The following is a 14,246-nucleotide window of genomic DNA, read 5'->3' as shown; positions in this document are numbered from 1 at the left end:
AAAGCAGTTAACGTAAAGTAGAAATAATTTTCAAAAAGTTCTAAATAGTTAAATTTATATGTGGTATTTTATTTCCAACTCTACTATGATAAAAGTGAATTTATTGAAGTCTGATTTGCCAGGAAGAGTACTATTATTCTCAGCTATGCTAATGCATCTCTTTCAAATAATAAGGAGGTAATGGTGTGGTCACTGTTTATGAAAGTACTTACAATTGGGAATCTTATTTACATTATGGAAAGAGACAGTTTACGAGGAGAAAAGAAATTATTTATAGTCAAGGATCTACAGGAGAGGGATTTTATTACTTACATAAGGGGCTAGTGAGGATTATTACTGAAACAGCAGCTGGTAAAGAGCGAACTCTAAATATTGTACTTCCAAACCAACTATTAGGTGTGCAAGTATTAGACCAAAAAACACATTTCACAACAGCCATTGCTGTAAAGGATTCCGTACTCTTTCATTTTTCATGTCTAGAGTTTAAAAACCTTATCACCTTACACCCAGAAATATTTAAGCTTTTTTCACGTACTGTCATTCATAAAATGCGTATTCTTTTAGATGACATAAACTTGAATGCGCTTACATCAGAACAGAAAATCGCACTTCTTCTTCATACTGTTTGTGATGAATTTAAAAGTTATGAAATTCCTCTATACCAGCAAGATATAGCAAACTGTACGGGTTTAACTAGAATCACGGTCTATAAAGTATTAAAGCAGTGGCAAGATAATGGAATTATCAAAATCCAAGACAGAAAACACTTCATTTTAAAACCAGACTTCTTAAGAAATCTGGTGAAGTAATTCTCTATTTATTCATTCTTTTGTGGCGATTTCCCATATCTTTTCTAATTGTAAGATCTTAATTTGTCGATTGTTTATTTCTATTAAATCTTGTTTCTTCCAATCTTGAAGGATTTTATTTAACGTAACTCTCGATGTACCAATATACTTAGCGAATGCGGTTTGGTTCATAGGAACACTACCATTTTCAATGTGAAGTTTATGTAGGTAATAGGCAATTTGTTGATCGACAGGACTATCGAGTAGTGAAACAATTTCTGCTAGAATTCTAAATTTATAAATCAATGAATCTGTATAAGTGGTAGCGGCATTGGGATATTCACGACAAATCGTGGCTAATACCTCATCAGAGAAATAATAAATAGTCGATTCACATGATGTACTTGCACTTGTTAAATAGGGCTCATTTTGAACACCATGTTCCCCAAATAACATACCTGTTGGAACTATATTAATAATTCGCTCGTCTCCCTTATCTGATAGAAGAGTGATTTTAATTTCCCCATTTTCTAAATAGTAAAATCCTCTTCCCCTTTCACCTTGACGATAAACCACTTTGTTCTTATCAACTGACAATTTTTGTCCATATCTCAAGTAAGGTTTCCATCTAAAACGAAGTTCGAGCATGACTTCACCCCCTTTTGATCTACTAAACTTACCTTTATTGATTTCAACAGCCAAGCTTCTAGTCTTTTTCTAGTACGAATATTAAATTGATATAGTTACACATATGTTGGAATGCAAAGATGAGATTCGTAAGAAATTTTTATAAACGTTATTCAACTCATCAACTTTTCTATAACCTGTTAATAATTAGACGTATTACGTAAACGCTTCATATAAATTATTCTACAATTTTCATAAGAATCCTGTAATTTCTAATCACTGTTGCTTCTAACATACTTTGAAAAAATAAAAAAAGGTAGAGTTACTACTGACCTTTTATAGAAGGTCTACATTTAGTAACTCTACACATTAGGTTGTTATCTGCTATTCATCTCGTTTGGATGCTTTCCTCTTCGTCTATTAATATTTATCCTGTCAATGCTAGACATTTCTATAGCAGTTAGTTCAAAGTCAAATATGTTAAAGTTTTCTTCAATTCTTGATGGTGTTACTGACTTTGGAATTACAATAGTGTTATTTTGTATGTGCCACCTAAGCACCACTTGGGCTGGCGATTTGTCACGGCTGCGAGCTATCTTTTTAATAACCTCGTCTTTCAGCACTTCCCCTCCTTGTTCAAGTGGACTCCATGCCTCTACAAAGATATCATGCTTAGAACAGAATTCTTTCAACTCGATTTGTGAAAGATATGGATGGCACTCAACTTGATTTAGAACGGGTACAACTTCACATTCATTTAACAGTCTTTGTAAGTGTTCAATTTCGAAGTTACAAACTCCAATTGCACGGACTTTTCCATCATGATAAAGTTTTTCTAGCGCTTTATATGTATTTACATACTGATTAAACTGAGGAGTTGGCCAGTGAACTAAATAAAGGTCTACATAATCTAGTCCAAGTTTTTCAAGACTTTCATCAAAAGCTCGCAAAGTATTATCATAACCTTGGTCACTATTCCATACTTTCGTTGTTATAAATAAGTTCTCCCTGGGTACAGAAGAATTTTTAATCGCTTCACCTACTCCACATTCATTCTTGTAGATCATAGCTGTATCAATCGATCTGTATCCGACATCGATTGCCTTAGATACGATTGTAGCTGCCTGCTCATCTTCCACCTGCCAAACACCAAACCCGAGCTGAGGCATTTTTACACCATTATTTAATGTAACTTCATTCATTTGACAACTCTCCTATATATGGATTAGATTATGGAACTGATTCACCTACAAATATTGTTCTAACGTTCAAAAAAAATTGTGGATGGAATAAATGACTGTCATTTCTTTCGATTTGTCATATCGTACCAAGAAGTAGAAAATCACGTCAAACTTTTAGTCCTTTAACCAGCAAATTTATTCATTGAATTTTAAAAATTATGACCTAGGTTTACTTTAGGACCTACTTTAACAATGATTTGTGTTTTCTTTGTAATGTTCTCGTAAAAATATGATGGATTGTGAAATCATGATTTTTAATATATCTACATCTATATCAGATATTTTATTTATATAAACACAAGCTTTACCAGTCGTATGTTTTCCAAAGTCCTTTAGTAAATCTTCTCGGTTAGTATCACCGACCGCAAAATATAAACTGATTTTCCCTTTTCGAGGTGAAAATCCGACAAAAGGAGCGTCCCCTTCGTGCCCCGATTCATACTTATAGTGGTATGAACCAAACCCAATAATACTTGGTCCCCACATTTTTGCAGGATATCCTGAGGTTTCTGTAAATATATCTAATAATTTATAGGAATCTTCTTTTTTCTTAGGACTATCAACTTTTTCAATAAATTCAATTACACTATTCTCTGTTTCCTTCGTTTTTAATTCGTACAATTATGTTCCTCCTCTATCTTTTCATCTATTTCGCATAACTGCTTCTATTCCAATTACTTCTCTATTATTAATCAATGTTCCTTCTCATCAATCGCTAATCTAATTTTCATTCATTCATATGAAGATTTCGCCATTTAATATCCCTTTGAGAAATCAACCTTATTAGGAATTGGTTCATTGTTTTCAAGTTTCCATAGAGTGTCAAAAAAACATTCTACTGCCTCATTTTTTTGGGTTATTGCAGATATATGAGGTGTAATTATTACATCTTTTCTGCCCCATAGAGTTGAATTCTCAGGAAGAGGCTCTTCTGATAGAACATCCAATATGGCATGTCGTACTTTTCCACTTTCTAAAGAAGACAGAAGAGCAACTTCATCTACAGTAGCTCCTCTACCCACATTAATAAAAACGGATCCATTCATATTCTCAAAAAAATGTGTATCAAAGATTCTGATGGTGTCATGAGTTAAAGGTAATGTACTTATAATCCAATCTGCTTTACAAATTAATGAGGAGGCAGAACTGATATCAAACACCTCTTTAAAATTCTGTTTTTGTTTGCCACTTTTAGAAACACCGAAAACAGTAGCTCCAAATTCACTCAGGGTCTTCCCCACAACTTGTCCTATTTCTCCTGTACCATATATTAAAAATGTTTGATCCTTAATCATCTTAGGTGTTTTTGGCATCCATTTCTTTTCTTTCTGACAGAACAGAAATTCTTCGTGGTATTGAAGATCTCTAAGAATATAACTTAAACAATACTCACTAATTCTTTCTCCGAACGAACAGACTGTACGGGTTAAAAGAACGTTATACTTTTCCCATCCATCGATTTCTAAATAATTATTGACTCCTGCATTAAAGGAATGCACCCATTTAACTTTAGCTAGATTAAAATTTGCACACGGTTTTGAACCAACATACACGTCTGCCCAAGAAAGGTCTGAGTCTGCGATCTCATCTGCGTGGAGAAAACGATATTCTCTAGAACAATTGGAATCCATCTTTTTGAATTCCTCTTCATAATTACCAGCTACCAGAATATTTTTAACCCTCATGTTTTACCTCCATCCCTTGTTATAATATGCTTATCTATTCTCAATTTGGTTTGAGAGAACTAAAAGCTTCTGAATACCTTCTCTAATCATCTGTTCCTTTATATAGGAGTAACTTAACCGTATCCACGACTTAGTATCTTTTGTAGGATCACATATTGATCCTGGAACAAATGAGATTGAGTGATCGAGACTTGTTGCTAATAAAGTCTCCATTTCAAGTGTATCTGGTAATTGGATCCACAAATTAAGCCCTCCATTAGGACTAATCCAATTCCAGTTAGTTGTTGCAAGCTCTTCTTCCATTATTTCTTTCCGTATATGCAAGGCAATTCTTAATTTTTCAATGTGTTGTTGAAGGCGCGCAGAACTAAAGTAATGTAGAAACATTTTCTGGTTTAGTAACGGTGTCCCATTGTCTGTTAGTGACTTTACCGTTATGACATGTTTCATAATAGAAGGTCTTGTGCATAGAACTGCAATTCTTAGGCCAGGAGCAATGTATTTACTAAAGCTTCGAATATACAATACATAGCCTGATGTATCATATGAAAACAATGGCTTTGGTGGTAAATCGTGAAAATAGATGTCATTGAAAGGATCATCTTCTAGTAAAAAGCATTTATATTTCTCGGCAAGATCCACTAATTCTTTTCTCTGGTTTGTTGGCACTGTATATCCAGTTGGGTTGTGAAAGGTCGGATTCATATAAAATATTCGTGGCTTGTAGTTTTTCATGAACGCTTCAACCTGATTAAGATCATATCCATAAGGATGGATATCAATCGTTACGATTTTTGCACCCTGTTGTCTAAAGATATCGATGGCAGCACTATATGTTGGTCGCTCCATCAGCACCACATCGCCTCGTTGAATAAATATTCTCGATAGTATATCAATTGCTTGCTGAGAACCAGATGTAATTAAAAGGTCATCTGCAGCAAGATGGAATTGGTATTTCTTATTAAAATATTGAGCAAGAGCTTCTCTTACATCATTGTCTCCTTGTATCGTCGAGTATGTGCTTAACACCTTCGGATTTAGATCAAATACCTCTTTCATATGCTCCGAAAAATAATGATTAGGTAATAAATTTGGATCGATTAAAGAGTAAGAGAACTGATATTTTACAGGGATACGATGGATTTCTGACAAGTGACTCTTGTAGATGAAAGAGGTGACAATCGGATCATCCATATCACTGAAAGAATAAGAAGCTCCGGGATGAACAAAGTAGCCTGACTTATCCTTAACATACAATTTATGTTGTTCTTTTAATCGCTGATAGGCCTTTAAAACGGTTAGTCTATGTACACCTAACTCTTCACCAAGCTTACGTACAGATGGAATTTTTTCATGTTCCTTCCAATCCCCCCGTTTAATTCGGTTATCAAGATATTCGTAAACCTTTTGAAACACAGGTTCTTTATCCATGGTACACCTCCAAAACTGTTCTATTCGATCGCATGTGTTCTATTCACTTCCCATTATAATGATTCCAGGAGGCGGATACAATATGATACTCGTAAACTATTTAATAATGTGTTTAATTTTTGGAACAACTTTTTTAGGGATAAAAATTGGGATTGATGCAGGTGCACCTCCCTTTTTATCTGCCGGGGTTCGTTTTTTTATAGCGGGACTCCTCTTATTTACTTGGATGGTAATGAAAAAGAAAATCCATGTTTCATTGCTTTGGCAACGGGACATGTTAATAACAGGTATTTGCTTAACATTTGGAACCTTCTCAACCCTTTATTGGGCTGAGCAGTATGTAAGTTCTGGAACCGCAGCTATTCTTTCTGCAACTGCACCTATCATAATCATTATGATACAGGCATTTGTCATTCGAGAGCAGATATCTAAAAAAGCAGTGGCCGGGTGTATAATCGCATTCATTGGATTAATCATTTTAGTTGTTCCACAGGTTAGTCTTGAATCCAATTTGTTTTGGTTTATTGGTTGTATTTCTATATTAATTGGTCAATTCTTTTATGCTTCAGGTGCATTATATTCTAAAAAAGTTATCAGGAAATTTGATAACATATCTACAATTGCATTAAACGCTGCTCAGATGATTTATGGTGGATTTCTCCTTCTCGTGTTATCTTTGTTTACTGAAAGTTCATATCTTGATATGAGCTCTCTATTAAATCTAAAAATAGTAGGCTCTTTAATGTATTTAATTGTTCTAGGCTCGATGGTCGGACATACACTCTTTTACTGGTTGGTATCAAAGACGAATCCCGTTTTCCCTTCAACATGGTTGTACATCTCTCCAATAATAGCTATGATACTAGGGATTATTATTTATAGGGAGGCATTATCATGGCCAATGGTATTCGGTTCGTTTACCATTTTATTAGGGATATTGATTGCAAATTGGGATGCACTTCAAATGAACTTGAATTCATACAAACATAGAAGAAATCTGCTGGGACACAAATTATAAATGATCTAAAAAGTAAAAAAAGATGTGCAAAAGTAGAAATTTTAGGAAGTTACTTTCTGTAGAGCTAACCAGGCGTGAGTCTCACCTATGATATATACAAAAGTGTAGAAATATTCTATTCTGTTACTAGATTGAAATGGAATAACTGCAAGGTGGTTAGCTAGGTGAGTAACTTACATAGACTTAAGTGGTTTGATCAAGAGATAAGATTTGGTAAATATCCGAATGCTTCTACTCTAGCGGAGAAATTTGAAATCAGTCATCGACAAGCACATCGGGATATCGATTATTTTAAGAGCTCTATGAAAAGATATGAGTTAATTAGTATGATGATAGGTCACCAGTTTCAAGGTATGGGATACGGAGTTCCTGCTCTTAAATTAGTAATACAGGACATGACCACCACATATGGATGTGATGAAATCTATCTATCTGTCATTCATAACAATGTGAGAGCAATTCGAACATATGAAAACATTGGATTTAAACCGACTGGAGAAATCGAAGAAGGTCACCATCCTGAACCAATCTACTGCTTAAAAATCGACAGGTGACAATCGACAGGTGACAGTCACTTGTCGATTTTTCTTCATATAAAAACGACAGGTCTTCTTCCCTGTCGTTTTTGTTAATGGAGTATTTCCAAGATTGCTTTTGCTACCCCGTTGTTATGGTTTGTATCGGTTATAAGATGTCCGTGTTTTTTTACCTCTTCTGGTCCATTAGCCATTGCCACTGCTCTACCCGCTATTTTTAACATTGAAATGTCATTGTAGTTATCGCCAATAGCCATCGTTTCCTCCAATCGAATATTGTTATGTTTCGCAAACGTCTGAAGAGCTAAGCCTTTTTGAGCATGAATACCGTTAATCTCAATGTTTTCTTTTCCTGATGAGGTAATCGCAACATCTTTTATGGATAAAAGTTCTTTATGTATTTGGTTTAACTTCTGTTCTTCGAATGAAAATACGATAAATTTGTATAAAGGTATCTTTTGATCATGAAGCAACTTATCAAAATTGTCTACTAGGTGAACCATCCCTTTGTCAAAACGTTCTTTTGCTGCTTCTAATGCTTTATCATAATCACTACGTAAATTAGCACTCATGAAAATATCCATGATAACAGTTAATGCTTTATCATAATCCTTCGTGTATGTCCCCTCACTTGTGTAAAGCTCATAATAGGCATCATGACTGTTAAGAATTCCCGTTAACTCTTGTGCTTTTTGTTTAGATAAAGGTTTTGATGCAAGTATGTCCCCTTCTTCACTTCGGATTTCTGCACCATTTGCACAAATTATTGGGCAATGAATGCCTTCTTCTAGGAGTACATACTTCGCTTCCTTGTAAGATCTTCCAGTTGCAATTACCACATCAATCCCTGCGGACTGAGCTTTCAAAATCGCCTCCGTATTTTCTTGACTCACTACGTGGTCATTATTTAATAATGTTCCGTCCATATCAATTGCAATACATTTTATAATAAGAAACACTCCTTTGCTCATTACTATATGTAGTTTGACCAAGATATTTTTTAAGTATGAAACGGAAACAATGTCCAATTTGATCAAAGGCCCTCTACTTATAACTCCTTCTTCCGTTTACTACAATATTTCATGTGCAATCTTTATTTTTATTAAAACCGTTTTGAGATCTTATCGATTACCTCCAGATACTACATGCCAATGTAAATGCTTAGAATCTTGGTACCTTCCTAAATTAGTTATTACACGACAAGCACCATATTCCTGCTCTATATTTGATGCGACTTTTCTCACTGCATTCATTAATTCTACAAATAAATCATGGTCGTCATTCTCTATTTTTGTTAAGGATGGTATGTGCTTTTTGGGTATAACTACAATATGTACATCATAGGATGGACGGGTATGATAATAGGCTAACGTATTTTCTGTCTCGTATACTTTTTCAACAATCGTTTTTCCGCTTAATACCTCATCACAGTAAAAATCTTGGCTCATATAGCCTCACCTCAAATATAATATTACTTGCTTTTTAATGAGAACATATATGGACCAAGTTGTAAATAATTTGATTTACTTCGAATCGATACTTTTGTTAGTATATAGTATGCCTATTATTTATTGGGGGAATTTTGATGGATAACAAATTGGCGTTGTTACTAATTGGTTTAGGAGCATCATTATGGGGAATTATTGGGTTATTTGTGACTTACCTGTATGAGCTTGGCTTCACACCTACTCAAGTAGTGGCTGTACGTGCTTTATGTGCTTCAATATGCATGATAGTATATGTACTCTTTAAAAATATAAGCCTCTTAAAAATACACTTGAATGATAGTAAATATTTTATTGGAACAGGAGTATTTAGTATTGCTCTTTTCAACTGGTGTTTATTTAGTGCCATTGAAGAGACATCCATTTCGATTTCATTCATCCTTTTATATACTGCTCCTGCCTTTGTGACCGTCTTATCTCGTTTACTGTTTAAGGAATTATTCACTACTAGAAAAATGTTAGCACTCTTTATCACCTTTATGGGCTGTTCGTTTGTAATCGGTATATTCCCTGTATTTGAAGGCTCAATTTCCTTGTATGGCTTGATTCTAGGACTTGGCTCAGGTTTTTTCTATGCACTATATAGCATTTTTGGAAAATTCGCACTTAAGAAATACGATTCACTCACAGTAACCCTATATACGTTTATTTTTTCAGCTGTTGCTATATTACCTTTTAGTAAGCTATGGGAAATTCCCAACTTATTTTTAAATATAGAATCGTGGCTACTCATAATTGGCCTAGGATTCCTGTCGACGATGTTACCCTTTATTTTTTATACAAGGGGATTACAATTAATTGAATCTAGTCGTGCCTCCATCATTGCCACTATTGAACCAGTTGTCGCTGCGTTAGTAGGCTTTTTCATATTTAATGAGCATTTAAGCATATGGCAATATATAGGAATCTTTATGGTAATTATGGCTGTTGTAATTGTTCAGGAGTCTAAAGGGAAACGTAACAATATCGTTGTAAGTACGGAAATACATCAATAAATTTGAAAAATAACCTATTCCTATAAAAGACTGACTCTTGCTCTGTTAAAAAAGTCCCTAACAATAAAGAAATCAGCTATTAGAGAATAGGTTTTTTATTCGGTTTTTCTACTTTTCATATAAAGAAATATACAGTTCTACGTAATTGGAGTTTCCGATATCTTCAGCACAACCTATGGCAGAAACATCTTACAAGGGTTTAATCGATCACCACTAGTCACTAGTAACCACATTCTAGTTTCTACCTATTCGGTCCATCCATAATCATTTCCTATATTTGGGTTAGCCCCATACTCCAACAGAAGCTGAATAATAAGGATATACTGATGTATCCATTTGAACACGGCAAAGAAAATTCGACAAGTGACTGTCACCTGTCGAATAATATTTGTCGAATTTCATCCTCTGTTAGTGTTGTGTTTTTTTCATTTGAATGAATGACTTGGTCAATGAGTTGTTTCTTCTGATCTTGCAAATCATGTATTTTCTCTTCAATCGTACCTTTCGAAATTAGCTTAATCACCTCAACGTCATGATTTTGTCCCATACGATACGCACGGTCGGCAGCCTGAATTTCTACTGCAGGGTTCCACCATAAATCATAGAGAATGACGGTACCCGCACCAGTAAGATTAAGTCCAGTCCCCCCAGCTTTCAATGAAATCAGGAAATAATTACATCCACCTGCATTAAATTGATTACACAGTTCTACACGTTCTTCTGATGGGGTTTGTCCATCAAGGTAAAAATATTGAACGCCTTGGTTAAATAGTTGTTTCCCAATGATTTGAAGCATTTTTGTATATTGAGAAAAAATAAGTACTCTACGGTCAGAACGTCTGCTAGAGTCAATAATCTGCAGAAGCTGTTCTAACTTTGCTGACCCTCCTTTATAACCTTCTACGAATAAGGAGGGGTGACAGCAAATTTGACGTAACCTTGTCAGACCAGCAAGTATTTTAATGCGGTTTTTCCTAAACGTATCTTGATCTAAGTGCTTTAAGGTATCGTGACGAAGTTTTGCTAAATACGCCGCATACAGCTTTTTTTGCTCGGAAAGTAATTCAACTGAATGTATCGTCTCGATTTTTTGTGGAAGTTCAGCTAATACATCTTCTTTCATTCTCCTAAGTAGAAATGGTTGAATAGTCCGTGAGATTGTTTCTTTTGAAAGCTGACTAAATTCCTTTAAGTCTAGAAATAACTCAGGAAAAACCACGTGGAAAATCGACCAAAGCTCTTCGAGTGAATTTTCTATAGGTGTACCTGTTAAAGCAAAACGGTGTATGGATTTAACCTTTTTTACAGACTTGGCAGTTTTAGTAGTTGGATTTTTGAAGGATTGGGCTTCATCATAAATGACTGTATGAAAGCTTTGCTTCGAATACCACTCACTATCTATTCGTAATAAGGGATACGAGGTAATAATGACATCGAAATTTTTTAATTCCTTTATCAACTCCATTCTCTCTTTTGTAGCCCCATCGATTACCAGAGTTTCAAGCTCTGGCGCGTATTTCATTATTTCATTAAGCCAATTATAGGTTAAGGATGAAGGACAAACAACAAGGACAGGGAGTTTCTTCGTTCGAATATCAGTGAGTTCAGATAATATGAAGGTTATTGATTGAAGTGTTTTCCCGAGCCCCATATCATCTGCTAATATTCCACCAAATCGATAACGTGCAAGTGTCTTCATCCATTTAAAACCGGTCTTTTGATAATCTCTTAAGTATCGTTCAACAGTTTTAGGTATTTCAACTTCTACACTCTCTGGATGCAAGATCGTCTGCATAAATTCCTGAAATGATTCCTCTTTTGTAATGAAGTCACTTTCATTGATTGTCTCTAGTAAGCCAATCCCACTAACCATTGGAATGTGTAATCCATATTCTAAGTCTCCTTTTTGTTGGGGGATAGAATGAAGAAACCTCTGAATCTCTTTAAATTCTCTTGTTTCAAGTGAAAGCAGAGATCCATTGCGCAAACGGTAATACTTTCTTTTTTCTTCAAGAGCTTCTAAAAGCTCTCGGATTTGAATGTCGGGTATTCCATTAAGTTCAAATTTAAATTCGAGCCAATTTGTTCTTTCTTTAGGAACCTTTACTCGAATTCGAGGAGGAGGATTTTTTCGAAAAATCCTGTTTCTCACGGCTGTTGTTGCATAAATTTGTACGAGCTTTTGTAGTTTCGGAACGATATCATATAAAAATTCGTATTCAAGGTCTTCGTTATGTAAATAGTAACCCCCTTCGGTTTTGGTAAAACCACTATCTTCTATGATCTTAATGATCCTAGCTTCTGACTCACGATCTCTGATTAAAAAAGATTCAAATCGACTATCTTGAGGTTCTAAAGGGTTAAACATCGTATTTCCATAATTAAACTCCATTCCTGCAAGTAGACGATTCTTCACTCGATCTAAATATAACTTTGCCACTAATGGTGCTTTTTTTAGATGAATTTCTATTTCTTCACTCATATGAACATGCCCTATTTTTTTCAGACCTGGAACTACCTTATCCAAGAAACTTTCGAGCTGTTCATTCGGGATTAAAATTTGATTTCTCTCTGAATTGTCGATTAGACGTTTTAATTCGATTAAGCGCGCAATATTTTCACTATCTAACTCAATCAGTTTTCCATCGAATATAATTGTATGATAGGAGCGAAGTATAGTTAAATAGTTCAATCCAATAACCTCAAGCTGATAACCGCTTCCATCAATAAAATTAATGTTGAAGTTCAAGGGTAGCATCTCATTCGAAATTTGAAGTGAATCAATAGCTTCTCCATTACTATATAGCTTAATAAACGGTGTTTTAACCAAATATGGGACAAGTTTTGGCCAGTAAGTCGGTGAAATAAGTAAATGCTCTCGATTTAAATAATCATCACGATAGCTTTCAATTTTAATCTTTTCATCCTCCGTCATCAGATAGAGCTCCTGAAGGATTTGATTTGTTTCATGTTGAAAATAGTGCGAAACTGGATCATAAGTAAAAGAATGAGACACTTTACTTCTACTGCTACTATGAATGTCACTTAAAAATTCACGAATATTTCGAATTTGTGTGTTTCCTATACAAATTTCAAAACTAATTATATATTCCCCTGTTCCTAAGTAAAATGGTCGTAAAATGAATAGTACGTCTAGTTTATTCCTATTTTCAAAATGTAGCTGTTTTCCACTAGAAGGTGCTAATTTTCCATCAAATATATTAAATAAATCTCCAGTTAACTCACTTGTATGATTCGAAGAGTCTTTAATACATTCCGTTTGGTTTTGAGTATTCTGTTGGTGATGGAATAGATACAATAAAACCGCTGCAACGTGCTGACAATCCTTTTGAAAGGAAGCCAGTTTTGGACAGCTACATGCTGCTTTTATCTCACTATGTTTATTTGCTTCAATGACTACTTTAAAGTCCTCTGTCCCACAAACAATGGCCAAACAGCGACTGTCATTATTACTCTTCATTACTACTTTATTAGAGCGATAAAAAGAGTCCCCTCTTTTGAAGGAGACTGTACCGCACATTTGTTTAATCTTATTTCGGGTTAGATGAATGTTCATTGTTGCTCCTTCCTGCGAACGTTCAATTGATTATAGATTATCAGTAAAAAGTACTTGTCGCTATCCACAATATGATAGTCTTGATATCTATCCTGTTTAATAGTAGGATTGTCTCCTGAACCATTAAGTAAAACAGCTCTTATTCCATTATCACTCTTTGTGTACAATTAAGATTTATCATTTCCGTTTCACTTCTCATATTGTAAGTCTCCAAGTACATATATTATTCCATCGTTAATTCTAAAAAATGATGTAATATTCTAGCTGTTAGTCCCCAAATCACTTTATCTTCGTAAAAGTAAAACAGCTCATCAATTGACCGAGCTCGCCAGTTATATTTTTCTCCACCTTTTATAAGTTCAAAAGGAAAGTTTTCCTCAGGTATCAATTTTGAATGTATTTTAAATGTTTTAGGATTTGTTTGAAGAAAAAATGATAGTGGAACAGTAAAAATTTCTTCCACTTCTTTCTTATTGTATTGAATGGACGTAACATTACGTATGATTCCAACGAATGGATAAACAATCATTCCAAATGGAGAAACGAGGTAATCAATCGGATATACACTTTTAATCTCCTCATTATGAATTCCCAATTCTTCAGTAGTTTCCCGAACAGCCGCTTCCATTGGGGATTTGTCTTGATTATCAATACGTCCTCCAGGGAAACAAATTTCACCAGGCTGTCTTCTCAAAAGTTGTGACCGCACTTCAAAGAGGATATGTATATCGTCCTCTCTCTCTATAAGTGGTAATAAAACAGCATATTTTGAGAAATGTTCATGTCCTAGGATTGATGCATTATGGCGTTTTAATTTATTTTGAATAAATGATAAATTCATCT

The 14,246-nt window shown here is 34.6% G+C and carries 14 protein-coding genes; 4 read left to right on the top strand and 10 right to left on the bottom strand.

Features of this window, described 5'->3' with window-relative positions:
* The first annotated feature begins 185 nt into the window (after positions 1-185).
* Positions 186-809, top strand: coding sequence for a Crp/Fnr family transcriptional regulator (locus ACFSCX_RS12725; protein ID WP_377928629.1), 624 nt, complete (start codon positions 186-188; stop codon positions 807-809).
* A gap of 12 nt (positions 810-821) precedes the next feature.
* Here the strand turns inward: ACFSCX_RS12725 and ACFSCX_RS12720 are convergent, their stop codons facing one another.
* The 5 genes from ACFSCX_RS12720 to ACFSCX_RS12700 all read right to left on the bottom strand — a co-directional run bounded on the left by ACFSCX_RS12720 (position 822) and on the right by ACFSCX_RS12700 (position 5,772).
* On the bottom strand, positions 822-1,436 hold the full coding sequence (locus ACFSCX_RS12720; RefSeq protein WP_377928628.1) for a Crp/Fnr family transcriptional regulator: 615 nt from the start codon (positions 1,434-1,436) through the stop codon (positions 822-824).
* A 356-nt stretch (positions 1,437-1,792) separates the two neighbouring features.
* Positions 1,793-2,617, bottom strand: coding sequence for an aldo/keto reductase (locus tag ACFSCX_RS12715; protein WP_377928627.1), 825 nt, complete (start codon positions 2,615-2,617; stop codon positions 1,793-1,795).
* Positions 2,618-2,842: 225 nt separating this feature from the next.
* The gene (locus ACFSCX_RS12710; protein WP_377928626.1) at positions 2,843-3,277 is read right to left on the bottom strand and encodes a DUF1801 domain-containing protein; all 435 of its coding nucleotides are present in this window, start codon (positions 3,275-3,277) and stop codon (positions 2,843-2,845) included.
* A 134-nt stretch (positions 3,278-3,411) separates the two neighbouring features.
* Positions 3,412-4,341: a D-2-hydroxyacid dehydrogenase gene (locus tag ACFSCX_RS12705; protein ID WP_377928625.1), complete on the bottom strand. Its 930-nt coding sequence runs from the start codon at positions 4,339-4,341 to the stop codon at positions 3,412-3,414.
* Positions 4,342-4,371: 30 nt separating this feature from the next.
* Positions 4,372-5,772 carry an aminotransferase-like domain-containing protein gene (locus ACFSCX_RS12700; RefSeq protein WP_377928624.1) on the bottom strand — a complete coding sequence of 467 codons (1,401 nt, stop codon included), beginning with the start codon at positions 5,770-5,772 and terminating at the stop codon, positions 4,372-4,374.
* Between the two features lie 82 nt (positions 5,773-5,854).
* On the opposite strand from ACFSCX_RS12700, the gene ACFSCX_RS12695 reads away from it, so the two are divergent.
* Positions 5,855-6,790: a DMT family transporter gene (locus tag ACFSCX_RS12695; protein ID WP_377928623.1), complete on the top strand. Its 936-nt coding sequence runs from the start codon at positions 5,855-5,857 to the stop codon at positions 6,788-6,790.
* 164 nt (positions 6,791-6,954) lie between these two features.
* Positions 6,955-7,344, top strand: coding sequence for a GNAT family N-acetyltransferase (locus ACFSCX_RS12690; RefSeq protein ID WP_377928622.1), 390 nt, complete (start codon positions 6,955-6,957; stop codon positions 7,342-7,344).
* A 74-nt stretch (positions 7,345-7,418) separates the two neighbouring features.
* Here the strand turns inward: ACFSCX_RS12690 and ACFSCX_RS12685 are convergent, their stop codons facing one another.
* Together ACFSCX_RS12685 and ACFSCX_RS12680 are read right to left on the bottom strand one after the other, a co-directional pair.
* A complete protein-coding gene (locus ACFSCX_RS12685; RefSeq protein WP_377928621.1) occupies positions 7,419-8,285 on the bottom strand; it encodes an HAD family hydrolase in 867 nt (288 codons plus the stop codon).
* 162 nt (positions 8,286-8,447) lie between these two features.
* On the bottom strand, positions 8,448-8,774 hold the full coding sequence (locus ACFSCX_RS12680; RefSeq protein ID WP_377928620.1) for an HIT family protein: 327 nt from the start codon (positions 8,772-8,774) through the stop codon (positions 8,448-8,450).
* Between the two features lie 137 nt (positions 8,775-8,911).
* On the opposite strand from ACFSCX_RS12680, the gene ACFSCX_RS12675 reads away from it, so the two are divergent.
* Complete coding sequence (locus tag ACFSCX_RS12675) at positions 8,912-9,826, top strand: DMT family transporter (RefSeq protein ID WP_377928619.1); 915 nt, start codon at positions 8,912-8,914, stop codon at positions 9,824-9,826.
* 370 nt (positions 9,827-10,196) lie between these two features.
* On the opposite strand, the gene ACFSCX_RS12670 is transcribed toward ACFSCX_RS12675, so the two are convergent.
* The 3 genes from ACFSCX_RS12670 to ACFSCX_RS12660 are packed head-to-tail and all read right to left on the bottom strand — an operon-like array spanning position 10,197 to position 14,244.
* Positions 10,197-13,403 carry an SNF2 helicase associated domain-containing protein gene (locus ACFSCX_RS12670; protein WP_377928618.1) on the bottom strand — a complete coding sequence of 1,069 codons (3,207 nt, stop codon included), beginning with the start codon at positions 13,401-13,403 and terminating at the stop codon, positions 10,197-10,199.
* A complete protein-coding gene (locus ACFSCX_RS12665; RefSeq protein ID WP_377928617.1) occupies positions 13,400-13,570 on the bottom strand; it encodes an aminoglycoside 6-adenylyltransferase in 171 nt (56 codons plus the stop codon). Before ACFSCX_RS12665 ends, ACFSCX_RS12670 begins: the two co-directional genes overlap by 4 nt.
* A gap of 56 nt (positions 13,571-13,626) precedes the next feature.
* The gene (locus ACFSCX_RS12660; protein WP_377928616.1) at positions 13,627-14,244 is read right to left on the bottom strand and encodes an NUDIX hydrolase; all 618 of its coding nucleotides are present in this window, start codon (positions 14,242-14,244) and stop codon (positions 13,627-13,629) included.
* Between the last annotated feature and the right edge of the window lie 2 nt (positions 14,245-14,246).

This window comes from Bacillus salitolerans (genome assembly GCF_042680805.1).
Lineage (GTDB): Bacteria > Bacillota > Bacilli > Bacillales > SA4 > Bacillus_CJ > Bacillus_CJ salitolerans.
The sequence above is the reverse complement of the archived record's forward strand: the minus strand, read 5'-3'. Positions and strand labels throughout refer to the sequence as shown.

Excerpts from the sequence above, each read along its gene's own strand:
- ACFSCX_RS12680 (WP_377928620.1), bottom strand. The coding sequence starts at position 8,774 with ATGAGCCAAGATTTTTACTGTGATGAGGTATTAAGCGGAAAAACGATT.
- ACFSCX_RS12720 (WP_377928628.1), bottom strand. The coding sequence starts at position 1,436 with ATGCTCGAACTTCGTTTTAGATGGAAACCTTACTTGAGATATGGACAA.
- ACFSCX_RS12715 (WP_377928627.1), bottom strand. The coding sequence starts at position 2,617 with ATGAATGAAGTTACATTAAATAATGGTGTAAAAATGCCTCAGCTCGGG.
- ACFSCX_RS12660 (WP_377928616.1), bottom strand. The coding sequence starts at position 14,244 with ATGAATTTATCATTTATTCAAAATAAATTAAAACGCCATAATGCATCA.
- ACFSCX_RS12675 (WP_377928619.1), top strand. The coding sequence starts at position 8,912 with ATGGATAACAAATTGGCGTTGTTACTAATTGGTTTAGGAGCATCATTA.
- ACFSCX_RS12705 (WP_377928625.1), bottom strand. The coding sequence starts at position 4,341 with ATGAGGGTTAAAAATATTCTGGTAGCTGGTAATTATGAAGAGGAATTC.
- ACFSCX_RS12670 (WP_377928618.1), bottom strand. The coding sequence starts at position 13,403 with ATGAACATTCATCTAACCCGAAATAAGATTAAACAAATGTGCGGTACA.
- ACFSCX_RS12700 (WP_377928624.1), bottom strand. The coding sequence starts at position 5,772 with ATGGATAAAGAACCTGTGTTTCAAAAGGTTTACGAATATCTTGATAAC.
- ACFSCX_RS12695 (WP_377928623.1), top strand. The coding sequence starts at position 5,855 with ATGATACTCGTAAACTATTTAATAATGTGTTTAATTTTTGGAACAACT.